23 protein-coding genes are annotated in these 22,664 nt (G+C 68.9%); 9 read left to right on the top strand and 14 right to left on the bottom strand.

Going from position 1 to position 22,664, the window contains the following annotated elements; all coding sequences use genetic code 11:
- Positions 1-24 precede the first annotated feature (24 nt).
- From ACRSBM_RS07595 to ACRSBM_RS07575, 5 genes are read right to left on the bottom strand one after another with little or no spacing between them, the layout of a single operon-like run.
- Complete coding sequence (locus ACRSBM_RS07595; RefSeq protein ID WP_434441051.1) at positions 25-1,134, bottom strand: branched-chain amino acid ABC transporter permease; 1,110 nt, start codon at positions 1,132-1,134, stop codon at positions 25-27.
- Complete coding sequence (locus tag ACRSBM_RS07590; RefSeq protein WP_434441048.1) at positions 1,131-2,018, bottom strand: branched-chain amino acid ABC transporter permease; 888 nt, start codon at positions 2,016-2,018, stop codon at positions 1,131-1,133. The genes ACRSBM_RS07595 and ACRSBM_RS07590 overlap by 4 nt, the downstream gene beginning before the upstream one ends.
- Entirely contained in the window at positions 2,011-3,834 is a 1,824-nt protein-coding gene (locus ACRSBM_RS07585; RefSeq protein WP_434441045.1) for an AMP-dependent synthetase/ligase, read from the bottom strand. Before ACRSBM_RS07585 ends, ACRSBM_RS07590 begins: the two co-directional genes overlap by 8 nt.
- Positions 3,831-4,610, bottom strand: a complete 780-nt coding sequence (locus ACRSBM_RS07580; RefSeq protein WP_434441042.1) for an ABC transporter ATP-binding protein — start codon at positions 4,608-4,610, stop codon at positions 3,831-3,833. Before ACRSBM_RS07580 ends, ACRSBM_RS07585 begins: the two co-directional genes overlap by 4 nt.
- The gene (locus ACRSBM_RS07575; protein WP_434453007.1) at positions 4,607-5,383 is read right to left on the bottom strand and encodes an ABC transporter ATP-binding protein; all 777 of its coding nucleotides are present in this window, start codon (positions 5,381-5,383) and stop codon (positions 4,607-4,609) included. Before ACRSBM_RS07575 ends, ACRSBM_RS07580 begins: the two co-directional genes overlap by 4 nt.
- A 210-nt stretch (positions 5,384-5,593) precedes the next feature.
- Here ACRSBM_RS07575 and ACRSBM_RS07570 point away from each other — a divergent pair, with 210 nt between their 5' ends.
- Genes ACRSBM_RS07570 through ACRSBM_RS07560 form a run of 3 tightly spaced genes read left to right on the top strand, consistent with a single transcriptional unit; the run spans position 5,594 to position 7,258 of the window.
- A complete protein-coding gene (locus ACRSBM_RS07570) occupies positions 5,594-6,058 on the top strand; it encodes an SRPBCC family protein (RefSeq protein WP_434441039.1) in 465 nt (154 codons plus the stop codon).
- Between the two features lie 12 nt (positions 6,059-6,070).
- On the top strand, positions 6,071-6,790 hold the full coding sequence (locus tag ACRSBM_RS07565; protein WP_434441036.1) for a SigB/SigF/SigG family RNA polymerase sigma factor: 720 nt from the start codon (positions 6,071-6,073) through the stop codon (positions 6,788-6,790).
- A 42-nt stretch (positions 6,791-6,832) separates the two neighbouring features.
- Positions 6,833-7,258, top strand: coding sequence for a DUF4383 domain-containing protein (locus tag ACRSBM_RS07560; protein ID WP_434441033.1), 426 nt, complete (start codon positions 6,833-6,835; stop codon positions 7,256-7,258).
- Here the strand turns inward: ACRSBM_RS07560 and ACRSBM_RS07555 are convergent.
- The gene (locus ACRSBM_RS07555) at positions 7,245-8,168 is read right to left on the bottom strand and encodes a DNA topoisomerase IB (RefSeq protein WP_434441029.1); all 924 of its coding nucleotides are present in this window, start codon (positions 8,166-8,168) and stop codon (positions 7,245-7,247) included. The two genes, ACRSBM_RS07560 and ACRSBM_RS07555, sit on opposite strands and share 14 nt — an antisense overlap.
- A 49-nt stretch (positions 8,169-8,217) precedes the next feature.
- On the opposite strand from ACRSBM_RS07555, the gene ACRSBM_RS07550 reads away from it, so the two are divergent.
- Genes ACRSBM_RS07550 through ACRSBM_RS07540 form a run of 3 tightly spaced genes read left to right on the top strand, consistent with a single transcriptional unit; the run spans position 8,218 to position 10,444 of the window.
- Complete coding sequence (locus ACRSBM_RS07550; RefSeq protein WP_434441026.1) at positions 8,218-9,285, top strand: carboxylate-amine ligase; 1,068 nt, start codon at positions 8,218-8,220, stop codon at positions 9,283-9,285.
- Positions 9,285-10,055, top strand: coding sequence for an iron-containing redox enzyme family protein (locus tag ACRSBM_RS07545; protein WP_434441023.1), 771 nt, complete (start codon positions 9,285-9,287; stop codon positions 10,053-10,055). The genes ACRSBM_RS07550 and ACRSBM_RS07545 overlap by 1 nt, the downstream gene beginning before the upstream one ends.
- 20 nt (positions 10,056-10,075) lie before the next feature.
- Positions 10,076-10,444 carry an STAS domain-containing protein gene (locus ACRSBM_RS07540; RefSeq protein ID WP_434441020.1) on the top strand — a complete coding sequence of 123 codons (369 nt, stop codon included), beginning with the start codon at positions 10,076-10,078 and terminating at the stop codon, positions 10,442-10,444.
- Here ACRSBM_RS07540 and ACRSBM_RS07535 read toward each other — a convergent pair.
- Together ACRSBM_RS07535 and ACRSBM_RS07530 are read right to left on the bottom strand one after the other, a co-directional pair.
- Entirely contained in the window at positions 10,426-10,938 is a 513-nt protein-coding gene (locus tag ACRSBM_RS07535; RefSeq protein ID WP_434441017.1) for an SDR family NAD(P)-dependent oxidoreductase, read from the bottom strand. The genes ACRSBM_RS07540 and ACRSBM_RS07535 overlap by 19 nt on opposite strands.
- Positions 10,939-10,948: 10 nt before the next feature.
- Complete coding sequence (locus ACRSBM_RS07530) at positions 10,949-11,395, bottom strand: nucleoside deaminase (RefSeq protein ID WP_434441014.1); 447 nt, start codon at positions 11,393-11,395, stop codon at positions 10,949-10,951.
- Between the two features lie 131 nt (positions 11,396-11,526).
- Here ACRSBM_RS07530 and ACRSBM_RS07525 point away from each other — a divergent pair, with 131 nt between their 5' ends.
- Positions 11,527-13,005, top strand: coding sequence for an Nramp family divalent metal transporter (locus ACRSBM_RS07525; protein ID WP_434441011.1), 1,479 nt, complete (start codon positions 11,527-11,529; stop codon positions 13,003-13,005).
- Positions 13,006-13,069: 64 nt separating this feature from the next.
- Here the strand turns inward: ACRSBM_RS07525 and ACRSBM_RS07520 are convergent, their stop codons facing one another.
- On the bottom strand, positions 13,070-13,399 hold the full coding sequence (locus tag ACRSBM_RS07520) for a TfoX/Sxy family protein (protein WP_434441008.1): 330 nt from the start codon (positions 13,397-13,399) through the stop codon (positions 13,070-13,072).
- Between the two features lie 120 nt (positions 13,400-13,519).
- On the opposite strand from ACRSBM_RS07520, the gene ACRSBM_RS07515 reads away from it, so the two are divergent.
- Complete coding sequence (locus ACRSBM_RS07515) at positions 13,520-13,756, top strand: YggT family protein (RefSeq protein ID WP_434441005.1); 237 nt, start codon at positions 13,520-13,522, stop codon at positions 13,754-13,756.
- On the opposite strand, the gene ACRSBM_RS07510 is transcribed toward ACRSBM_RS07515, so the two are convergent.
- Genes ACRSBM_RS07510 through ACRSBM_RS07500 form a run of 3 tightly spaced genes read right to left on the bottom strand, consistent with a single transcriptional unit; the run spans position 13,719 to position 16,406 of the window.
- Entirely contained in the window at positions 13,719-15,272 is a 1,554-nt protein-coding gene (locus ACRSBM_RS07510) for an FAD-binding oxidoreductase (protein WP_434441002.1), read from the bottom strand. The genes ACRSBM_RS07515 and ACRSBM_RS07510 overlap by 38 nt on opposite strands.
- Before the next feature lie 41 nt (positions 15,273-15,313).
- Positions 15,314-15,475, bottom strand: a complete 162-nt coding sequence (locus ACRSBM_RS07505) for a DUF397 domain-containing protein (RefSeq protein ID WP_434440999.1) — start codon at positions 15,473-15,475, stop codon at positions 15,314-15,316.
- 10 nt (positions 15,476-15,485) lie between these two features.
- Positions 15,486-16,406 (bottom strand): helix-turn-helix domain-containing protein, encoded by a 921-nt coding sequence (locus ACRSBM_RS07500; RefSeq protein ID WP_434440996.1) that lies wholly within the window; start codon positions 16,404-16,406, stop codon positions 15,486-15,488.
- A 46-nt stretch (positions 16,407-16,452) separates the two neighbouring features.
- Between ACRSBM_RS07500 and ACRSBM_RS07495 the strand changes: the two genes are divergently transcribed.
- Entirely contained in the window at positions 16,453-19,659 is a 3,207-nt protein-coding gene (locus ACRSBM_RS07495) for an NACHT domain-containing protein (protein WP_434440993.1), read from the top strand.
- On the opposite strand, the gene ACRSBM_RS07490 is transcribed toward ACRSBM_RS07495, so the two are convergent.
- Complete coding sequence (locus ACRSBM_RS07490; RefSeq protein WP_434440990.1) at positions 19,656-22,244, bottom strand: CHAT domain-containing protein; 2,589 nt, start codon at positions 22,242-22,244, stop codon at positions 19,656-19,658. The two genes, ACRSBM_RS07495 and ACRSBM_RS07490, sit on opposite strands and share 4 nt — an antisense overlap.
- Entirely contained in the window at positions 22,241-22,663 is a 423-nt protein-coding gene (locus tag ACRSBM_RS07485; RefSeq protein ID WP_434440987.1) for a hypothetical protein, read from the bottom strand. Before ACRSBM_RS07485 ends, ACRSBM_RS07490 begins: the two co-directional genes overlap by 4 nt.
- Between the last annotated feature and the right edge of the window lies 1 nt (position 22,664).

Here is a 22,664-nt window from a genome sequence, read left to right as displayed (position 1 = left end):
ACCAGACATGGGGAATCTCTCTCCTCAGTACGAGAACGGCCAGGTGCGCCAGTAGTTGCGGACGCGGACCCAGATGCCGAACAAACCGCGTGGCTCGACGATGAGGAACACGATGATGAGCACGCCGTAGAGCACGGCTTCCAGCTGGAAGACCGTGATCACGCCGGTCGCGTCACCACTGATGAACGGCAGCACCGTGGGCAGTTCCCTGGTGATGCGTGGCAGCAGCGTGATGAAGAGCGCGCCCATGATCGCTCCGGAGATGGTGCCCGCGCCGCCGATGAGCACCATCGCGATGTACTGCACTGACAACAACAGGTTGAACGAGCCGGGGTCGAAGAACCCGTTCACCACGAACAGCAGCGCGCCCGCGACCCCCGCGTAGAACGAGGACACCGCGAACGCCAGGACCTTGTACCTGGTGAGGTCCACGCCGATCACCGACGCGGCCAGGTCGCGGTCCCGCACCGCCGCGAACGCCCGCCCGACGCGCGAGCGCACCAGGTTCCGCGCCAGCACACCGAAGATCACCAGCAGCACGAACATCAACAGGTAGAGCTGTTGTGCCGCCGTGAACACCGCGTTGTCCCGGTCCAGCCGCACCCCGAAGAGCTCGGGCACGGCGGCAGGGCGGCCGACTCCCGGCCCGCCGGTCAGCGACGTCCACTCCCGGAACACGTGCTCTCCCAGGAAGACCAGTCCCAGCGTCACGATCGCGAGGTAGAGGCCCCGCAACCGCACCGCCACCGGCGCCACCAGCACACCGAAGAACGCGGCCACCAGACCCGAGGCCAGCAGCCAGATCGGCAGTGACGTGATGCCGAACCCGATCACCCGCCCGGTCTCGGACCCGCTCAGCGCCGCACCCGTGTAGGCACCGATCGCGAGGAAGAACGCGTGGCCCAGCGACACCTGGCCCGCGTACCCCGTGACGATGTTCAGCCCGATCGCGCCGATCGCCGCCACGAACCCGGTCGCGAGCAACTGCAGCAGGTCGTCGGTGATGAGGAACGGCATCAGCAGGGCGACGACGACGAGGCCACCCGTCCACGCGCGTTTGGGACGCGTGTTCAGGAACGCCATGTCCTGCCCGTAGGAGGTGTACAGCTCCGGCCGGCCTTTGAGTCCTTTCACAGCCGCTCCACCTCCTTCTTCCCGAACAGTCCGTAGGGTCGGACGAGCAACACCAGCAACATCAACGCATACGGCGCGACCAGCGCGAAGTTCGGTCCGAGCCACGGCGCGAAGTCGCCCTGGTAGGTCCCGAAGAGCGACTCGACGACGCCGACCGCGAGCCCGCCGACCACGGCACCGCCCAGCGACTCCAGGCCGCCGAGGATGATCGCGGGCAACGCCTTCAGCGCCACGATCCACAGCTGCTGGTCGACGCCGGCGCCGGTCGCGACGAACACCCCGGCCAGCGCCGCGAGCCCGCCGGCCAGCGCCCAGGACAGCGCGAACACCGACCCGACCGAGATCCCCTGTGCCAGCGCGACCTCCTGGTCGTAGGCGACCGCCCGCATCGCGAGACCGATCCGCGAGTAGCGGAAGAACGCGAACAGCGCGACCGTGACGACAGCGGTCGTCGCGATCATCACGAGGTACCGCTGCTGCACCTCGGCGCCCAGGAAGCTGATCGTGTTCAGCCCCCACGGATCACCGACCTGGCGCACGTCCAGGCCGATGAACGCGTTGGTGACGACCCTGACCACGACGTCCACGCCGATGGTGATGATCGCGACCACGAACACCGGTTTGCCGACCATCGGCCGCAGCACCGTGCGTTCGACGCCCAGCGCGAGCACCGCGATCACCACGGCGGCGACGAGAACCGCGCCGACGAACGACACCGAGGGCGAGAGGTACGAGACCAGCACCGCGCCCGCCAGCATGAACGCCGGCTGCGCGAAGCTGATCACCCGCGTCGACTTGTAGATGATCACGAAGCCGAGCGCGAGCAGCGAGTAGATCGACCCGGTGCCGAGGCCACGGATCAACGACTGGAGAAACTCATCCATACATGCTCTCCACAAGATCGTCGAACATCTTGCCCAGGGCGGATCTCTTCACTTTCTGCGTCGCGGTCAGCTCGCCGTCCTCGTGGTCGAGCTCCTTGGGGAACATCCGGAACTTCTTGATCTGCTCGACCGTCGCGAACCTGGCGTTCACGTCGGTCACGATCTGCTGCACCAGTTCCAGGACCTCGGCCTTCTCCGACAGGTCCCGGTAGGTGGTGTAGGGAATCCGGCGCTGCTGCGCCCAGTGCCCGACGGTCTCGTACTCGATGCCGATCAACGCCACCAGGTACGCCCGCTGGTCGCCGATCACCACGGCTTCCTTGATGTACGGGGAGGTCTTGAGCGCGTTCTCCAGTTCGGACGGTGCGATGTTCTTGCCGCCCGCCGTGATGATGATGTCCTTCATCCGGTCAGTGATCTTCACGTGCGAGCCGTCGACCCACTGCCCGACGTCGCCGGTGTGCAGCCAGCCGTTGCTCAGCACCCGTTGCGTGGCCTCGGGATCGCGCCAGTAGCCGGCGAACGTGCCGCCGTGCCGGGTGAGGATCTCGCCGGTCTCGGAGTCGATCCGGAGCTCGGTGCCGGGCTGCGGCTCGCCGACCGTGCCGACCTTGACCCGCCCCGGCCGGTTCCCCGTCGCCACGGCGGTGTTCTCGGTCATGCCGTAGACCTCGTGCATCGGCACCCCGATGCCCATGAAGAACTTCAGCACGTCCGGGGCGATCGGGGCGGCACCGGACGCCGCGTACCGGACGTGCCGCATGCCGATCCTGGCCTTGAGCGCGCGGAAGCAGAACAGCCAGCCCAGCGCGTAGAGCAGCCTGCTCCGCCCGGTGTGCCTGCCGCCCGTCCGCACGAGCGTCTCGCCGATGGTCTCGGCGCGGCTGAGCCAGAACCCGGTCACCGCACGCTTGAGCCAGGACGCGCTGGAGACGCCGATCTTGACCCCCGCCAGCACCTTCTCCCAGATCCGCGGGACACCGAACAGGATCGTCGGCTGCACCTCGCGCAGGTTCGCCTGCACCGTCTCGATCGACTCGGCGAAGTGGACCTGCACACCGCTGGCCGCGCTGAACCACGTGGTGAAGATGCGTTCGGCCACGTGGCACAACGGCAGGTAGGACAGCGTGACGTCGGCGGAGGACGGCGGTGGCGAAGCGAAACCGCCGCCCTCCACCAGCACGTGGACGGCGAACTCGACGTTCGCCACGGTGAGCATCGCGCCCTTGGGTGGCCCGGTGGTGCCCGACGTGTAGATCAACGTCATGACGTCGCCGGGTTCGACGGCCGCCATCCGTTCGGTGAGCTCATCGGGGAACGAGTCGCGGTGCTGTGCTCCCAGCGCCAGGAAGTCGTCCCAGGCAAGGAGTTTCGGGTTGTCGTAACGGCCCCTGATCCCGCGTGGTTCGAGGTAGACGATCCACTCCAGGTCGGGCGTGTCCTCCAGCACCAGCAACGCCTTGTCGACCTGCTCCTGGTCCTCGGCGATCAGGATCCGGGCGCCCGAGTGGGACAGGAGGTAGGCGACCTCGGCCGCGGGGTTCGTCGGGTAAAGGCCGACCGTGATGCCGCGGGCGGCGACGATGCCGAGGTCGGCGTAGAGCCATTCGCGCCGGTTCTCGGAGTGGATCGCGACCCGCTCTCCCGGCTGCAGGCCCAGTGCGAGCAGCGCGTGCCCGACCAGTTCGACGTTCGCCCAGTAGCAGGACCAGCTGACCTCCTGCCAGATGCCGAAGTCCTTGGCCCGCAACGCGATCCGCTCCGGCGTGCGGGCGGCTCGGTCCTTCACCCTGGTGACGACTGTCGTGATCGTCATGGCGTCACGCTCTTGTGCTGTTCGCCGAGGTAGGCGCGGATGACGTCGGGGTCGGACTGCACCTCCGCGGGCGTGCCGGTGCGGATCGGGCGGCCGAAGTCCATGACCATCACGCGGTCGGCGAGGTCCATCACGAGGCCCATGTCGTGCTCCACCATGATCATCGGGATGTTCAGCTCCTCGCGGACGTCGAGGATGAACCGGGCCATGTCCTCGGTCTCCTCGACGTTCATGCCCGCGACCGGCTCGTCCAGCAGGAGCAGCTTCGGCTCCATCGCGAGCGCCCTGCCCAGCTCGACGCGCTTCTGCACGCCGTAGGGCAGCAGGCCGACCGGGAACCGGCGCCACTGCTCCAGCTCCAGGAAGTCGATCACGTCCTCGACCGCCGCCCTGTTCTTCAGCTCCTCACCGCGGGCCTTGCCGAGCCAGAAGAACGCCGACAGCGCGCCGTAGCGCATGTGGTTGTGGCGGCCCAGCATGAGGTTGTCGACGACGGTGAGGTGGGAGAACAGCTCGATGTTCTGGAACGTGCGGGCCAGGCCCCGCGCGGCGATGCGGTGCGGGCGCATGCCGATCAGGTCGTCGCCGTGGAACCGCACGGTGCCCTGCTGCGGCCGGTAGACGCCGCTCAGGACGTTGAAGATGGAGGTCTTGCCGGCACCGTTCGGGCCGATGATGGCGAAGAGCTCGCCCTCCTCCACGGTGAACGAGACCCCGTCGACGGCCACGACGCCGTCGAACGCGAGCCTGACGTCGGTGACTTCCAGGACGCTCATGACAGCCACCGCTTCCTGCGCTTGTAGTGCTTGACCGCACGGAACGAGGAGGTGCCGAGACCGAGGTAGAACTCGCGGATGTCGTCGTCGGCGAGCAGTGCCGCCGCCGGCTTGTCCATGACGACCTTGCCGGTCTCCAGCACGTAGCCGTGGTCGGCGATGGACAGCGCCATGCTGGCGTTCTGCTCGACCAGCAGGACCGTGGTGCCCTGTTCGTTGATCTTCACGACGAGGTCGCGGATCTGCTGCACGAGCAACGGCGCGAGGCCGAGGCTGGGTTCGTCCAGCAGCAGGTAGGACGGTTCCGACATCAGCGCCCGGCCGATCGAGAGCATCTGCTGCTCGCCGCCGGACAGGTAGCCCGCGCTCTGCTTCCGCCGCTCCAGCAGCCGCGGGAAGAGCTCGTAGCAGCGGTCGAGGTTCTGCTTGAGCCTCTTGGGCCGCGCGTGGCCGCCGACCTTGAGGTTCTCCTCGACGGTCAGCTCGGCCAGGATTCTGCGGCCCTCGAGGGCCTGTTTGATGCCTCGGTCGGCGATCCGCGCCGGTGAGAGGCGGTGAATCGGTTCACCGTCGAGCGTGATCGAGCCCTTGGTGACCTTGCCGTCGTGCACGTCGAGGAGCCCGCTGAAGGCCCTCATCAACGTCGTCTTCCCAGCTCCGTTCGCTCCGAGCAGGGCCACGACCTTGCCCTGGGGCACCCTGAGGCTCACGCCTCTGAGCACCAGCATCACGTCGTCGTAGACAACCTCAAGGTTGTTCGCCTCGAGCACCAGCGCCTCCTAGGGCCCCTGACATACCGAGCAGTATGCCGTGGCTATGACGTGTATCACATACCACTTTGACCACTAAGAGCGATTTCGTGATGCGCGGATCGCGAGGACTCCAGCACTCTGCGTGACCGTCCAGAGTGGACCTGTCACCCATGTGTAACGGGGCGTGACGCGGGTACTCACCTGTCGACACCAATCGAAGGAGGAGGTTTCGTGACCACCATTGAGAAGTCGGTGGACGTCCACGTACCTGTGAGCACGGCGTACAACCAGTGGACCCAGTTCGAATCCTTCCCGGCGTTCATGGACGGCGTCGAGAAGATCGACCAGGTCACGCCGACCAAGACGCACTGGACCACGAAGATCGGTGGCGTCGTCCGCGAGTTCGACGCGGAGATCACCGAACAGCACCCGGACGAGCGGGTCGCGTGGACCACGGTCGACGGATCGCCGCAGGGTGGCGTGGTCACGTTCCACCGGCTCGACCACGAGACGACTCGGGTGCACCTGCAGATGGAGTACAACCCGGAGACCCTCACCGAGAAGGCGGGCGCCGCGCTCGGCGTCGTCGGCCACCGGGTCGAGGGCGACCTGAAGCGGTTCAAGGAGTTCATCGAGAACCGCGGTTCCGAGACCGGCGCATGGCGTGGCGACGTGACGCCGCCGCCCCAGGTCTGATCGCGGTGCGCGTTGACGCCAGACCAGCACGCGGCGTTCGAGGAACTCGCCCGCACCTGTCGTGACTCGCCGCGTTACTACGCGTTGCGAGACCGGCTGGTGCGCGAGTACCTCCCACTTGCCCGGCACATCGCCCGCCGCTTCAGCGAACGCGGCGAGCCCATGGAAGACCTCGCGCAGGTGGCCGCGGTGGGTCTGATCAACGCGATCGACCGGTTCGACGTGGGCCGGCAGACGGACTTCCTGTCCTATGCCGTGCCCACGATCACCGGCGAGGTGCGCAGGCACTTCCGCGACCAGTGCTGGGCCGTGCGGGTGCCCCGCAGGCTGAAGGAGCTGTGCGACTCCATCGACGGCGCGACCGCCGAGTTGTCGCACCGGACCGGGCGATCTCCCACTCCCTCCGAGATCGCCCGGCACCTGGGGCTCCCGCTGACGGACGTGTACGAGGGCCTGCGGATCGAGTCGAACGTCGCGTTCGCGTCGCTCGAGTCGCTGGAGAGCTCCACCGCCGACGACCCGGCACTCGAGGGCGTCGAGATCCACGAGGCCCTGCAGCCGATGCTGCGGGGCCTTCCCCGCCGTGAGCGGACCATCGTGGTGCTGCGGTTCTTCGGCCGGTTGACCCAGACCGAGATCGCCCGCCGCGTGGGCATCTCCCAGATGCACGTGTCGCGGCTGCTCACCAAGTCCCTGGAGCAGCTGCGGCACGACCTGCTGGCGGAGGAGTGAAATGAACGAGCGGGAATGTCCGGTTCTGGCGATACTGGCCGCATGAAGCGGTTGCGGTGGCCCCAGAAGCTGGCGATCAGCACTGGCGTCCTGCTCGTGCTCTGGGGTGTGGCCGGGTTCTTCGTGACCGGCTTCTCGAACTTCGCCGGTGAAGCCCCCACCTGGGTTCTCGGTCTGCGGGTCAACCCGTTGCAGAACACGATCCACGTCGTCTTCGGCGCCGCGCTGGCGCTGGCCGCTCCCCGCTTGAGGGCGTTGGACGGGATCGGGCTGCTGGTGGCGCTGCTGTTCCTGGTGCTGTTCGGGTTCGGAACGGCCCGCTACGACGACCAGATGGTCAACTTCCTGAACGTCAACTCCGGCAGCAACGTGCTGCACCTGCTCACCGGGTTCGCGGCGCTGGCGGCGGCGCAGGGTGCCGTCTGGTGCCGGCAGTGCGACCGGGCCGCGGCGCTCAAGGACGCCTGAGCAGCTTCCGGACGGCCCGCTCCGGGTCGCCCCCGCCGATGACCTCCCCGTTCTCGAACGCCTCGACCAGGCGCGGGTCGACGTAGGACTTCCGCGCGACCGCCGCCGTGTTGCCGAGGTGCTCCGCGACCTCCTTCATCACCGCGCTGACCGCTCGCTGTGACGGCTTGCCGCGCTGCGCCAACGCCTCGGCGAAGGCCTGTGCGGCCCGCACGGTGGCGTGCCAGGTCCGCAGGTCCTTCACGCTGAACTCGTCGCCGACCAGTTCGCGGAACCGCTCGTTGACGTCGTCGGCGGTGAGGTCGAAGACGCGGCAGTCGGGCGTCTTGTCCCTGAGCAGCGACCGGACGGCACGGGCCAGCGGCGGGTCGGCGATCTCCTCGTCGACCTCGACGCCGTGCTTGGCCGGGAACCGGAACCGGACGCGGTCGCCGCGCACGATGAGGTGTTCACAGAGCAGCGTCGCGACGCCGTGCGTGCCGTTGTCCTCGGCGTACTGCTCGTGGCCGACGCGGAACACGCCGAGGTCGAGCATGCGCAACGCGATGGCGAGCAACCGGCGGCGACCGCGTGACCTCATGTCCCCGGCGACCTGCGCGCGGAACTTCGGCAGCCGCGGCGCGAGCTTGAGGACGCGGTCGAACTTCTCCGCGTCGCGGTCGGTGCGCCACTGCTCGTGGTAGAGGTACTGGCGGCGGCCCGCGTCGTCGTACCCGACGGCCTGGATGTGGCCGGCCGGATGCGGCGAGATCCAGACTTCGCGCCACGCGGGTGGGATGACCAGGGCTTTCACCCGTGAGACGGCGTCGGCGGTGAGGGCCTGGCCGCTCTCGTCGACGTAGCGGAAGCCCTTGCCGTGCCGGCGGCGCGTCCAGCCCGGTCCGGCGGGGTCGCTGCGGCGCAGTCTCATGTGGTCACTCCGAGGTTGATCAGCACGGGATCCGGGTACCCAGCCGCCGATGAACCACTACACGGTCGGTGTGGAACAAGAATTCCTTCTTGTCGATCCCGAGTCGCGGCGGCCGGCGGCACTGGCACCCCGAGTGCGGGAGCTCTCCCGCGCCACCGGTGACCTCGACGTCCAGGGCGAGCTGACCCCGTTCCAGATCGAGATCGCGACCGGCGTCACGGCGTCCTTCTCCGACCTCGACGAGCAGGTCCGGCGCGCACGGCAGGTGCTCGTGCGGGCCGCGGACGAGGCAGGGTGCCGGCTGGTCGCGACGGGCATGCCACCGATCGGCGAGGCCGGTCCCCCTCCCGGCTCGGACGACGTCCGGTATCACCAGATCGAGTACTCCCACCGCCGGCTCGTCATCGGGCAGGGTGCGTGCGGGTTGCACGTCCACGTGGGTGTTCCCGACAAGACCGAGGCGCTGCGGGCGTCCAACAAGCTGCGGGCGTGGCTGCCGACGTTGCTCGCGCTGAGCGCCAACTCCCCCATCTACGGCGGCGAGGACACCGGGTACGCGAGCTGGCGGTCGATGGTGTGGTCACGCTGGCCGGTGAGCGGGCCACCGCCCAATTGGGACGGTCCCGAGCACTACGACCACACCGTCGAGGCGATCATCGCGACGCAGGCGCTGCTGGACCGGGCGATGGTGTACTGGGACGTGCGACCGTCGGCCGATCATCCGACGGTTGAGGTGCGCGTCGCCGACATCCCCCAGCTCGCAACGGAAGTAGCCGTTCTGGCGGAGCTCATCCGTGCGCTCGTCGTGACGGAACCCTCCGAACAGAGGGTGGACGACTCCGTGCTGCGAGCGGCATATTGGCGGGCGTCGCGCGACGGGGTCGACGGACTGGCCGCCGATCCACACACCGGAAAACTCTCCCCCGCGTTCGACCGGGCGGTGTCGCTCGTGGAACACGTCGAGGTCGCGCTGCGCGATCGCGGCACTCTGTCTACTGTGGAGCGGCAGATCGACTGGTTGCGCCACAACGGCTGCGGTGCCGCTCGGCAACGACGCTGCCCGGACCCCGAGTCCCTGGTGGACATGCTGATCGCCCGAACGCGTGAGGAAATCTGATGCGCCTCCCTGCTCCCCGCGGCCACATGAGCTCTGCTCTCCTCGCCGCGCTGCGCGTCCCGCCGCTGCCCCGCCCCGCGCTGCTCGTCAGCGGTGGTGCCAGGGACGCGTGGCTGGACGACGACCTGCAGCTGTCGTTGTGGATCTGCTACGAACTGCGGATGCGCGGGTTCGACGACGTCGCCGCGGGCTGGGAGGACCACCCCGCGCTCGCCCAGTTCCACGCCGCGCTGGAATCGCGCTGGGAGTCGGCGCTGCGTTCGCTGACCGAGACGACGTCGCCGGCGACGCTGACCGGCGAGGGTCTTGCCGAACTTCGCCGGCACCACGCGTTCTGGCGGCCGCGCGGCGAGATGCGCTCGGTGCTGCGCGATATTCAAGGTGACGCATACGGCGCGCGATCCGAACGGACCCATTCGGTCCTGTTCACCGTGACACTGCGCGATCTCGATCCCACCGCGAGCGTCGACGAGATGCCCGCCCCCACCCTGGCGCTGGTGAACGCGCTGTCGTTGTTCGGTCTGCGCCAACGCCTGGTGGGAGCACTGGTCGGCTTCCTGACCGCGGTCGACACCATCGGCGGTGACCCGTTCGCGCAGCTGCTCCCCGTCCAGTGCCCGCCCGACGACGTGCGGCTCGGTTTCACCGTGTGCCACGAACTGCACGCCCGGTTGACCCAGCACGTTCACGCGTGTGCGCAGGCGGGTCGCACCTCGTTGAGGGGCCGTTGGTCGCTCTCGCCGGGACGCGTTGTTAACGTGGGGTGCTGAAGGCTTTGAAGGGAGACAGCGTGCCCGACCCCACCGCTCTGGCTTCTGTGGTCGTCGACCGGATCGCACCCGACGTCGTCGTGCTGCACGTGTCCGGCGAACTGGACACCACGAGCAGCAACGAACTCAACGGCCCATTGGAAAGCCACGTGGTGTCAGGCCAGCGGGCCGTCGTCGTGGATCTGGGTGGCGTGAAGTTCCTGGGCTCGGCCGGGCTCGAAGCCCTGGTCCTCGGCCAGCAACGCGCGTCACGTGCCGATGTCGAGTTCGTCGTGGTCGCCTCCACGCGCGCCGCGTTGCGGCCGATCGAGGCGACCGGGCTCGACTCGGTGTTCACGATCCTGCGGTCGATGGACGACGCGACGGAGCGCTACACATCGGAGAAGTAACCGCCGCTCGGCCCGTCCTGCCCGATCTGCGCCATCCGCGTGACAGTTCCGGCGTCCTGCTCGACGGCGTTGATCCGCATGCGGGGGAACGCCTTCGCGTACTCCACGGTGGCCATGGCGACCGCGGCCTTCGACTCGGTGGCCGTACGACTGCCGACGTTCACCACCACCGGCGAGGTGGAACGTTCCAGCAACGGCAGGAACGCCTGCAGAACGCGGACCACGTCGGTGAGAGCGGACCCGAACGACTCCGCGGCGACGCCCGCGTTGTTGACCAGCACGTCCAGCTCCCGCACGACTTCGGCCGCTGCGGCCACCGACTCGTCCGAACCGGCGTCGAGCCGCACGAACCGGGCGCCCGCCGTCGAAGCAGCCGCCTGCACGCCCCCGGTGTCACCGCCGCCCAGCCACACGGTGTGCCCCGCCAGCACGAGCTGACGGGCGGTCTCCACACCGGAGTCCTCGTTCGCGCCGGTGATCAGCACAGCAGCCATGCCGTCCACGCTAATCCTGGCCGATGTCCTCGTGCCAGAGCTCAGGGCGTTCGGCGATGAACGTCGTCATCAGCTCGATCAGCGCGGGGTCCTCGACGACGGTGATGCCGACGCCGTTCTCGGCCAGCCAGTCGTGGCCGCCGTGGAACGTCGTGGCCTCGCCGATCAGCACGTTCGAGATGCCGAACTGGCGGACCAGGCCGCTGCAGTACCAGCACGGTGACAGGGTCGTGACCATCGTGGTGCCGCGGTAACCGCGCTGGCGGCCGGCGTTGCGGAAGGCCGAGGTCTCCGCGTGCATGGAGGCGTCGCCGTCCTGCACGCGGCGGTTGTGGCCCCGGCCCAGCAGCCGGCCGTCGCCGGCGAAGAGCGCGGCGCCGATGGGGATCCCGCCCTCGGCGAGTCCCGTCCGTGCCTCTTCGACGGCGACGGCCAGCATGTCCTCAGCGGAAGTCATGCCGGTGAAACTACTTGGTCTCGAACGACTTCACCGTTCTGCGCCAACGTGCTGTTGACCGATCGCCCGCGACATCGGGAAAGTGGTGGATTCCGTTCCCCGCGTGTGCCGGGAGGTCGACAGTGTCGTCGATGCAAATCGGAGTGAGCAGGCCGCCGCTGGACGTGGCGGACCTGCCGGAGCCGGAGAAAGTCTTCAAGGTCCGGAAACTGGGCCCGCTGCAGGTGGTCCAGTTCGTCATCGGCCCGAGCCTGATCGCGCTCGGCATCTCGATCGGCAGCGGCGAGTGGCTGCTCGGCCCGCAGGCGGTCGGCAGGTTCGGCTTCGTCGGCATCGGCTGGGTGATCACGGTGTCGGCGTTGCTCCAGACGTTCTACAACGTGGAGATCGCCCGCTACGTCGTGGCGACGGGTGAGACCCCGGTCGTCGGCTGGGGCCGCGTGCCGCCCGGCTGGAAGTTCTGGGTCCCGGTGTCCCTGGCGGTCTTCTACTTCGCGTTCATCTTCGGCGGCTGGGCGGCGGGCGCAGGGCAGGGACTCTTCGCCCTGATCGCGGGCCGCGGCTACCGGCCGGACGAGATCGAGTACGTGCGGTTGCTCGCGATCGGCCTGCTGGTCGTCGTCTTCCTGATCACCGCGGGCGCCCGCAAGGTGTCACGTGCCCTGGAGCTGACGAACTGGGTCCTCGTCGGCTCGCTGCTGCTGGTCCTGATCGTCGTGACGGTGGCGATCGTGCCGTTCTCGGTGTGGTCGGAGGGAGTCCGCGGCCTGGTGACCCCGGCCGCGCCACCGGAGGGCATCACGGCGACGCAGCTCGGCGGCCTGGCCGGGTTCACGGCGCTGGCGTCCGGGCTGAACTGGTACGCGATGAGCCACTACCGCGACAAGGGGTACGGCATGGGCCACCATGTCGGCTTCATCGCGGGCCTGCGCGGCGGCAAGCAGGAGCTGCGCCCGGTCGGAGTGACCTTTGTGGACACCCCGGCCAACCAGTCGCTGTGGAAGCGCTGGTACCGCCTGCTGCTGATCGACCAGTGGGCGGTGTTCTTCGTCGGCGCGATGCTCGGCATGCTGCTGCCGACAGTGCTGATGGCGCACCTCGTCGCCGTGTCCGGCCAGGAACCGACGGCGGCGAACGTGCCGACGTTCTCCGCCGAACAGCTCGGGTTGCTCTACGGCCAGGGCATGTTCTACCTGATGCTGGTGGTCGGCGTGCTGGTGCTGTTCTCCACGCAGCTCGGCATCTTCGAGGCGCTGGTACGCAACTTCACCGACGCGATGCACGCCGTCTCACCCCGGTTGCGCCGCCGGATCGAGGACGACCCGCGCCGGTTCTACTACCCGTTCATGCTGCTGGTGCTGGTGATCATCGCCGGCGCGCTGCACCTCGCGCTGCCCGTCGAGCTGGTGCAGATCTCGGCGAACATGTCGAACCTGGGCGCGCTGATGTTCCCGTTCGCGTTGATGTACCTGAACTCCCGGCTGCCTCGGCCGGCGCGGCCCCGGTGGTGGCACCACGTCGTCCTGGTGCTCAACGTGGTGTTCTTCGGGTTCTTCTTCGTCAACTTTGTCTACGAGTTCTTCACGGGAGGCCCGCTGGTGCGGTTCTGACCTCGACGGCGTGCGGTGTTCCACGGCCGAGGGCGTCCTCGGCCGTGCCGCGCGTCCACCAGGGTCATTTCGGCGGCAGCGCTTCCACGAACTCGCGGCACCGCGCGAGCCAGTCCTCCAGCGCCTCGTCCTCCGACACCGCCTCGCCGTCGACGACCACCCAGCCGTTCATCGGCCGTCCGGTGAAGTCGAAGACGCGGGTGCCCGGCTGCGCCAGCGCGTCGGCCTGCGCCTGGGGGCCCACGCGTGCGATCAGGTCCGGGCCCAGCACCCCTACCAGCATGTTTCCCCGCCAGAGGAACACCAGGCTGCCGAACATCTTCTTCGTGCTCAGGTCCGGGAGGTCGCCCAGCGACTCGCCCAGACGGTGGGCCAAGCCCTCGTCGTAAGCCACGAGCTGAATACTGTCTCAGCGAGTTGCCAGGCGCCTCTCAGTTTCATGTGGCTTCATGGACATACAGGACATAGGGAGGCCATCTTGTTCGGCTTGGTCGGCTGGATACTCGGTTGGCTCTTGACGCTGTTCATCATCGTGATGATCGGCAGGATGATCGTCGACTGGGCGGTCACCTTCCAGGCGCGCGGCGACTGGGTGTGGAAGGTGCGGCGGGTGACCCACGGCGTCACCGAGCCGGTGCTCTCGCCGGTGCGCAAGGTGCTGCCGCCGGTGCGGTTCGGCGGGTTCGGCCTGGATCTGGCGTTCACGGTGGTGTTCATCGCGGCGCTGATCCTCCGGTCGGTCGTGTGGTGAGGACGCCGGGGTTGAGCACGCCTCGGGGGTCCAGCGCGGCCTTGGCACCGGACAGGGCCGCGCCGAAGACGTCCGGGCGCTGACGGAGGTACCACGGCATGTGGTCGCGGCCGACGGCGTGGTGGTGGGTGATGGTGCCGCCCGCGTCGATCAGCGCTTCCGACACGGCGGCCTTGATCTCGTCCCACTGCGCGGTGAGGCTGCCCCAGCGGCCCGGCGCGTAGATGCCGTAGTAGGGCGCGGGGCCGTCCGGGTAGACGTGGGTGAAGCGGCACGTGACGATGCCGATGCCGCACACCTCGCGCAGCGCCGCGGTCGCCGCCTCCGTGACCGCCGCGTGCAGTGCGGGGAACCGGTCCCAGGTGCAGGCCGTCTCGAACGTCTCGGTGATCATCGCGTGCTGCGCCATCGCGTCGCGCTGGTAGGGCATGCGCAGGAACGACTTCCGCCACTGCCCCGCCGCACCCTCGACGACCTCTCCTTCGCCGCAGAGCTCCAGCGCCCGCGCGAGTCGTGCGTCGACGGGGTGGTCGGCCGACTCGAAGGACAGCACCAGCACCGACTGCGGTGAGCCGGCGTTGAGGAACGCCTCCGCCGGGTCCAGCAGCCGGCAGTTCGCCGGGTGCAGCCCGGACTGCGCGATCAACCGCGTCGCCTCGACCGCCCGTTCCCACGACGCGAACCGCACCGAGGCACCCGCGCGGTGGACCGGAGGCTCCTGCAACCGCATCCAGGCCTCGGTGATCACGCCCAGCGCGCCTTCCGAGCCGAGGAAGAGCCGGTCCGGCGACGGCCCCGCCCCCGACCCCGGCAACCGGCGCGACTCGGAGATCCCTCGCGGCGTCACGACCCTGAGCGACTCGGTCAGGTCGTCGACGTGCGTGTAGAGCGTGGCGTAGTGGCCGCCGGCGCGCGTCGCGAGCCAGCCGCCGAGCGTCGAGAACTCGAACGACTGCGGAAAGTGCCGCAACGTAAGGCCGTGCTGCTTCAGCTGGGCCTCCAGCGACGGCCCCAGCACACCCGCCTGAATTCTCGCGGCACGACTGGTCCTGTCGACCTCCAGCACCTGGTCCAGCCCGCCGAGGTCGAGCGTCACGACGCGGTCCAGCTCGCGCGGCTCGACCCCGCCGACGACGGAAGTGCCGCCACCGAACGGAATCACGGCCACGTCGTTCTCGCCGCACCAGTCGAGCACGTCGACGACGTCCTGCTCGGTGCGCGGCCGGGCGACGGCGTCCGGCAACGGCCCGACATCGCCCGCGAGGTTCCGGGTGACATCGCGATAAGCCTGACCGCGGGCGTGCCTCAGCCGGTCGACCGGATCGGTCGAGTAGACCTCGCCCGGCGGCCGGATCCGCGGGCCGGGCAGGTCCAGCGACGACGGATCCGGCGGCGCGTGGAACGTCAGGTCCGCGTCCGGCAGCACCGCCCGGACCCGCTCGACCAGCGCACGGCGTTCAGCGGGGGTGACGGCGTCCTCGACGTTGCCCCAGCCCCACCACGACCTCGTCGTCATGGCGAGCAACCATAAGCGAAACGCCGCAGTTCTGGAACTAGCTACTCGAAGTGACCACTCTTGGCGCAGGAGAGGAACGCCTCCCAGGCCGACGGCGACACCGCGATGTGGGCGGCAGGAGCCTTGCTGTCCCGGACACCAACACCCGTACCGATCTCCACACAGTTGTCGCCGTCGGGGCTATAGCTGCTCTTGCGCCACACAGTGGCCTCCTCAGGAGACGATGTCGGTGATCAACCTCCGAGATTGTCCCTCATCCAACGCCACCTCATCGAGCGACTTCAGGATCGTGGTGTAGAGGTCGAGCGTTGCCTTGTCCTCCAAGAAGATGCAGGAGTTGTTCGTCTCCAGGTAGACGATGGGCTCCAGTTTCTCGAACTTCATCACCTTGAACTCGCCCATCGTCCCCGCGTGCGCCCCGATCGCGGTGGGCACCACTCTGAGGGAGATGTTCGGCCGAACCGACATTCGCAACAAATGGTGGAGCTGATCCCGCCACACGGCATCACCACCGACCGGAAGCCTCAGCGCCTGTTCGTGCACGAGGAAGACGAACTTCCTCCGCCCGTCCAGCACCTGTTGCCGCTCAACTCGTACCTTTACCCGCTGCTCGATCTGCTCCGGCTTCTTGATCGTGGGCCAGACGCTGATCAGCGGCCGCATGTACGCCGGGGTCTGGAGAAGCCCCGGAACCAGCGACAGGTGCCAGCTGATGATCTGCTTGGCCACGTCCTCGTGTTCGAAGAGCGTGCGCAGCTGAACAGGCAGATCAGGTCCGTAGAACTGCCACCACCCCTTCTCTCTCGACACCTTCAGCAACGCCATGAGGTGGTGGAACTCCTCCTCCGACACCCGGCACAGGCCCAACAGGCGGGCGAAGTCGATCTCGTCGACCCCGCCCTTCCCCGTCAACAGGTCGGAGAGTTTCTGCGGGTCCCACCCCAACAGTTCGGAAATGGCGCGGTGCGACATCCCTGTCGAATCGACTACCGCGCGGACTCCGGCTCCGAACTCGCGACCGCGCACCGTGGAAGCTCTGGCTGGCATACGGACGAACGTAGGGCGCATTCCGCCGCGCCGAACACAGTTGTGCGTGAGTTCCAACCGAAAAGGCGGTCGTTGGAAGGCGTCCATCAAGTTTCATAGGGCCCGTGCGTGCCTATCAGGTAGAAAGCTTCCTATGCACAACGAGGTCCAGGGCAGCACGGTGCACGGCCACGTCGTCCAGGCGCACAACATCGGCGAGCTGCACGTGCACGGCACCGAGGTCCCGCACCCGCCGCTGACCTCGTGGCAGGACCGCCCGGACCTCACCGAGGAGCTCGAAGACCTCCTCCACGTGCAACGCGACGCGGCGGAGGCGCTCCCCTACCGCCTCCTCGGCGTGCGGCAGCCGGAACTGACCCGCGTCTACGTCCAGCAGAGCGTCCGCGAGACCGACCAGCAGGACCGTCCGGTCCCGATCGGCGAGGCGCTGGCACGGTCGAAGCACCTCCTGGTCACCGGCGAGCCGGGGGCCGGCAAGTCGACGCTCGGTCAGATGTACGTCCAGCGCCTCGCGACCGAGTGGCTCGACCCGAGCGCCGACCCGCCGCTGCCGGAGCCCGTGATGCCGTTGCGCATCCCGGCCAAGGCACTCGCCGACGACCTGTCGTGGAGCGAACTGCTCGCCGGCGCCGTCCGCGACCGCCGGCTCAACGCCCCTCTCAAACCGGAGCTGTTCGCCAAACGCGCGCTGGGTGCCCGCTGGCTCGTCTTCGTCGACGGCCTGGACGAGATCGCCGAGCCCGAACGCCGCGACCGCGTGATCGACGCGCTCGCCAGCCGCATGCGCCGGGGCGGCGACCACCGCCTCGTCATCACCACCCGCCCGCTCCCGCCGGACGAGTTGCAGAAGCTCAGCGGGCTCGTCGACTCGTTCACGATCCAGCCGTTCGGCCCGGTCGAGCTGCAGGACTTCGCCTCCGCCTGGTTCCGCGCGCAGAACCCGACGAACGCGAAGGACCGCGCCGCCGAGTTCGTCCGGCAGGTCCACGACGGCCGGCTGCGCGAACTCGTCCGCAACCCGCTGCTCGCCACGATCGCGGCCATCGCGAACACCCTCGAACCCCAGCGCAAGCTTCCCCACAACCGCGCGGACCTCTACGAGCGGTTCATGAGCTACCTGCTCGACGACAGGGCGAGCGGGCGCACCACCCTCGCCGAGTTCCGCAAGGCGCACGCCGACGACCCGTCCCGCGTCGACCAGGTCGAGTGGCTTTACGAACGCCGCAAGGACCTGGTCGAACAACTGGCGGTGAAACGCCTGGAGTCCGAACAGGCGCTGCTCGACATCGCCTCGTCCTGGGACCACCCCGCCCTGCCGGAGGACGTGCTCGCGGTGCTGTCGAGCACCGGGTTGTTCGTCCACGGCGAGGCAGGGCTGAAGTTCCTGCACCACTCGTTCGCGGAGTTCCTCGCCGCACGGGTGCGGGCGGCGAGGATCCCGGCCGACTTCCCGGAGCTCGACGACTGGGTCGAGATGGGCACCCAGCCCGCCCGCGAGACCTCGGTGTTGTTCACGTTCGTCCTGTGGGGCCGCAAACCCGGTCACGACCTGGACCTGGTGATCGAGCGGCTGCTGGAGGGCGGCGTCAAACACGCCCTGCTCGCCGGTCGCCTGCTGGCCGAGGACGTCTCGATCACCACGCAACGCATGGGCGAGGTGGTCGATCGTCTCGTGAAGTTGTTGCTCGCCAACGGGGTCAGGGACATTCCGTGGGAGGACGGTGCCCGGATCGGCCGGGTGCTGGCCGGCCTCGACAACGAGTCGGTCGCCCATCTGCTCATCCCCCGGCTGCGTGGCCTGCGCGACAACGACGACCTGCCTGACGTGGTGCGGATCGGCTGCGCGGTCGCGCTCGGGCACCTCGAATCGCCGGAGCAGGCCGCGACGTGGTTGCGGGACCACGCCGACGTGCGCCGCTCGTACGCCCTGGCCGCCATCGCGATGGGACTCGCGGAGATCCTGCCGAACGGCGCCGATCTGGCGGAGGAGCTCCTGCTGCGGCTGGTGAAGACCACCGACAGCTACAGCATCGGCATCACGGTGATCGACACGCTGAGGTTCGACCTCGACCGCCGCGAGCCCGCCCGCCGGTTGCTCCGCGACCTGGTGCGGCGACTCCGTGCCGTGGAGCCGGGCAGCCCGCACATCCCGCACTTCGGCGCGCTCTCGGACACCAGCCCGTTCGGTTGGGACGTCCTCTGCACCCACGCGATGGAACTGGACTGCCCGGAAGACGCCTTGTGGCTGGCCGAACGGATCCTCACACAGTCCTCTGTGGACAGCAGGCAATGGGAGACAGCGGTCAAGGCCGTGCTGGCACACGGCGGCAAACCCGCGCTCGACGCCCTCATCGCCCGCGCCCGCTCGTTGACCCCGGAGCACGTGCTGATCGTCGCCGAGCAACTGAAGGCCGTCGATCCTCCGTTGACGGAGGAGCTCGCGTACTCCGTCATCACCCGTCCGACCGCGGACGACGACCAGTTCGTGCGCGCCTGCCAGATCCTGGCTCCGGTCCGGCCGGAGGTGTGGGAGCTGGTCAGGAACCGCCGCTCACTCGCCCCCAACGACGTGGTCGAACTGGCCAACGTGACACTCTCCTTCGACCTCAGCCAGCTCGACGTGGCCATGGTCGCCGATGAGCAGCGCTTCACCGAGATGTTGGACTCCCTGCTGAGTATGGGATTCGAGGCCGAATACCTGCACGCCGAAGTCGCGAACGGACTTCCCGGGCAGCGCGCCACAGCGGCAGCGGTGCTCTTCAACGCCGGTCACCTCACCCAGGCGGAGCACCTCGCCGGCACGCTGCTGACCGAACCACTCGACGCCATGTCCGCGGTGATCTGCCTCGACGGGATGATCGGCAAGAAGGTGCCGAAGGAGGCCCAGCGGTTGTACGACCACCTGCGGGTCGTGGTTGGGCAGCACGATCCGGCGGTCGCGCGGCGGTTCGCGCCGATCCTGCACCGGGTCGGGCAACCGGAAAGGGCGGCCGAAGTCGCGCTGGACGCCTTCCACCGGTCGCTCGGCGGCTACGAGGTCGACGACTGCGTCGGCACGCTGCTCGACATCAGCGGGTCCGCCCACGCGGACGTCGTCGTCGAGAAGGTCAGGGAGTCGAACCTCAGCGTGTGGCAGCGGATGGACATCGCAACCGTGTTCGTCTTCAACGGTCTGCTCGACCACGCGGTGATGCTGTGGCTCGACGTCGTGCGTCACCACGACCTGGAGGTCGCCAAGGGCGTCGAGGCGGCGGACAACCTGGTCAAGGTCGGTCACCGCGCCCAGGCGATCGAAGCCGCCGCCGGCCACCGCGCCCTGCTGGCCTGGCTCCGGGCCTAACCGGCGCCGAAGCACACGAAGCCGACGGCCGCGGCGTAAGCGGCGTTGTCGGCGGCCCCCCGTTGCACCTCCGCCAACGCCTCCGCCGGAGCCACCCCGGCGGCCAGCTTCCGGTGCAGCTCCACCATCACCGGAGCCGTGCCATCGGTCGGCACCGGCACGACGGGCGCGATCAACGTACGAGTGCCCAGCCCCAGCAAGGCCGCCGTGAAGCCCATCAACTCGTCGCCGGGCCGGACCGCGGACTGGCCCGTGTCGCACGCCGACAACACCACCCTCGTAGGCGGACGGCGCAGGCGTTCGATGTCGTAGACCGTCAACGGTCCATCGGCCAGTTCCAGAGCCGAGAACAGCGGGTTGTCGACGCGGAACGAGCCGTGCGCCGCGATATGGGCCAGAGCGGCACCGTCCATTGCGGACGCGACGGCGCTGACGGTCGCCTCGGAGCCGACGAGAACGCGCCCCGGCACGTGCGCGCTGATGGCCTTGATCTCGGCGGGCGCGGCGGCCATCCGGGGTCCGGCGGCCAGCACCGCCTCACCGGAGGCGTCGGCGACCGAACACGCACGCAGCCACACCGAGGCCGAGGGCGCGACGGTCACCTGGCGGTTCAGGACAGCCCACGGCAGGCCGTTCAACGCACCCGCGGGCACCACGACCAAAGGCCGTCCGTCGATCCGCGCGGCCAGCGGGTCCAGCAGGCGGCGGGCCAGCAACGAGGCGGCGTGGGACGCCGACGAGCGCGCCACGGCGAGGTTCGGCAGGTGCGGCGGCAGGGTGACCAGGCGGTGCAGGGCGAAGCGCAACAGGCGGATCTCGCGGACCACGCCCTCGACAGCGCCCAGCGAGTGCAGCGACGAGCGGCCGCCCGCCAGCACCACGGCCATCAGCGTCCCGTCGTACTCGACGAACTCGATCAGCGCCGACGCCCCCAGAGCCGCACCCAGGGACGCGACCGGCGGCGGCTTGAACACCGAGACCTCGCCGGACACCTGCCGGGTGAGGTCGCGGACGCGCTGCTCGGCGCGGACGAGCTTGCCGCGCAGTGACCCGGCCGGTTTCCCCGCCAGCACGGCGGACTCGATGTCCGCGGCCACCGCGCGCAACGACGCCAGCGCGTCTTCCAGCCGCGGGTCGTCCGGCGGCGACACGGACTTCATCCGCAACGCCCCGGCGCGCCAGCTCTCGGTCCACGACAGCACCCGTGCCGCGTTCCCCGAGGCGACGGCGATCCGCAGACCCTCCAACGCCAACGCCTGCCCCTGCACACCGGCCGACGCCCGCAGTTCGGCGGCGCCCAGCGACACCCGGTACTCGTCCAGCAGACCGATGCCGCGGCGAAGTGCGGACGACGTGCCCCGGACGTCGCCGGAAAGCTTGCGCCGCAATGCCTCCGCGTACCAGCCACGGACGCGCAGACCGGCAGGGCCGCGCAACCGCGCGGAGGCCGCGACCGAGAACTCCGCGACGGCACGGGCCCGGTGACCCAGGTCGGCGGCCACCAGTCCGGCGTCGATGCGGGCCTCCAGCGCGGGCAGCCGCCAGTCCATCGCGTCCAGTTCGGACGCGACCCGCGACAACGCCAGCCGCAACGGCCGCGTCCGGTCGCCGCGCAGCACGGCCGCGTGCAGCTCCAGGTACCGCGCACCGGCCGCCCACAGCAGCCGTTGCTCGCGGCGGAACCGGCGGCGCGCCTCGGCGGCGAAGGAGTTGGCCGCGTCGGGATCGTCGTCCAGCAACGCGATCCGGGCGCGGAAGTACAACGCCTCCGAGACCCCCAGGGGGTTCTTCAGCGCCTTCAGCTCGACGATCGCCCGGTCGGCCGCGGCACGGGCCTCGTCCAGCAGCGGCACCGAGACGAGCAGCTCCAGCCGGTTCACCAGCAGCACCGGGCGCATCACGTCGAGCCGCCGGTGCACCTCTTCGGCCCTGTCGAACAGGGTCAGCGCGGCGGGCACGTCACCGCCGCGAGTCGCCATGATGCCGGCGTTCCAGTGCACGTCGGCGACACCGAGCTCCTGGCCGAGCTCACCCAGCAGCGACGCGGCCAGCTCGAAGTCAGCCGACGCCTCACGCATGTTTCCCACGTACGCGCGTACGAGGCCGCGGTTGTTCAGGGCGCGCGCTTCGACCAGCTGGTCGCCGACGCGGCGGGCACCGGCGATGGCCGCGGTGTAGTCGCGCTGCGCGTCGTCGTAGCGGGTCAGGTAGTGGAAGACGACGCCGCGTTGCATCAGCGCGGCCACCGCGTCGGCGCCGCTGAGTTCCGGCATCGCCTCGTCCAGCAACGTCAGCGCCTGCTTCTGCTTGCCCGTGTAGGCGAGCACCCACGCCAGGCTCATCTGCGCCAAAGCGGACAAACGGGACAACGAGGCCCCGGACGCGATCCGAATGGAGCGCCGCAGATGACGGACGGCGCCGGGGAAATCGTGCATCTCGCGCAACGCGAGACCGATCGCGCGCTCGGCGATCGAGCATTCGGAGCGATCCGCCGTCCCGCGGAGCACCGCGCGGGCCATCTCCACGGCCGCGCGCGGGTCGCGCTGCCTGGCCTCCAGCGCGTCCTGGGCGGAAAAATCGGTCACGGCGACACTTTATCGGCTGTGGTAGCTTGATCAAGCTCGGTCGGGGTGCCCGTCAACGCTGCTTTAGTGAGGCCGTGGTGTCGAAATCGCCAGAAAGCGCGGAGCTTTACCAAAGAGCTTTCCTGCAGCTCATCGCCGAGGACAAGAACATCAGCTTCCACGCCGAACGCGGGCGTGAATTCCTTTATCGGCCCGGTCAGCTCCTCGTCGGCGCCGAGGACCAACAACGGGTGGTCGAAAAGCTTCGCGAAAACAACATCATCGCTCGCCCCGGCGAAGGATTCGCCGGATTGGCACGATTGACGTTGCCGAACAACCCGGAGGACGTTCCCCGCATTGTCCGCCTGCTGCGCGACCAGCGGAACTGGCCGAACGAGCGCGTGCCGCTGGTGCAGCCGCACCATGTGATCGTCGGCCACG

Source organism: Lentzea xerophila (assembly GCF_051094245.1).
GTDB classification, from domain to species: Bacteria; Actinomycetota; Actinomycetes; order Mycobacteriales; family Pseudonocardiaceae; genus Lentzea; species Lentzea xerophila.
Note: the sequence above shows the minus strand (reverse complement) of the source record. Positions and strands in the feature narration are given on the sequence as shown.

Bases quoted from the DNA above. Each gene is read 5' to 3' on its own strand.
- ACRSBM_RS07590 (WP_434441048.1), bottom strand. From the start codon at position 2,018: ATGGATGAGTTTCTCCAGTCGTTGATCCGTGGCCTCGGCACCGGGTCG.
- ACRSBM_RS07580 (WP_434441042.1), bottom strand. From the start codon at position 4,610: ATGAGCGTCCTGGAAGTCACCGACGTCAGGCTCGCGTTCGACGGCGTC.
- ACRSBM_RS07550 (WP_434441026.1), top strand. From the start codon at position 8,218: ATGAACCACTACACGGTCGGTGTGGAACAAGAATTCCTTCTTGTCGAT.
- ACRSBM_RS07530 (WP_434441014.1), bottom strand. From the start codon at position 11,395: ATGACTTCCGCTGAGGACATGCTGGCCGTCGCCGTCGAAGAGGCACGG.
- ACRSBM_RS07525 (WP_434441011.1), top strand. From the start codon at position 11,527: ATGCAAATCGGAGTGAGCAGGCCGCCGCTGGACGTGGCGGACCTGCCG.
- ACRSBM_RS07555 (WP_434441029.1), bottom strand. From the start codon at position 8,168: ATGAGACTGCGCCGCAGCGACCCCGCCGGACCGGGCTGGACGCGCCGC.
- ACRSBM_RS07510 (WP_434441002.1), bottom strand. From the start codon at position 15,272: ATGACGACGAGGTCGTGGTGGGGCTGGGGCAACGTCGAGGACGCCGTC.
- ACRSBM_RS07495 (WP_434440993.1), top strand. From the start codon at position 16,453: ATGCACAACGAGGTCCAGGGCAGCACGGTGCACGGCCACGTCGTCCAG.
- ACRSBM_RS07585 (WP_434441045.1), bottom strand. From the start codon at position 3,834: ATGACGATCACGACAGTCGTCACCAGGGTGAAGGACCGAGCCGCCCGC.
- ACRSBM_RS07535 (WP_434441017.1), bottom strand. From the start codon at position 10,938: ATGGCTGCTGTGCTGATCACCGGCGCGAACGAGGACTCCGGTGTGGAG.
- ACRSBM_RS07500 (WP_434440996.1), bottom strand. From the start codon at position 16,406: ATGGACGCCTTCCAACGACCGCCTTTTCGGTTGGAACTCACGCACAAC.
- ACRSBM_RS07545 (WP_434441023.1), top strand. From the start codon at position 9,285: ATGCGCCTCCCTGCTCCCCGCGGCCACATGAGCTCTGCTCTCCTCGCC.
- ACRSBM_RS07560 (WP_434441033.1), top strand. From the start codon at position 6,833: ATGAAGCGGTTGCGGTGGCCCCAGAAGCTGGCGATCAGCACTGGCGTC.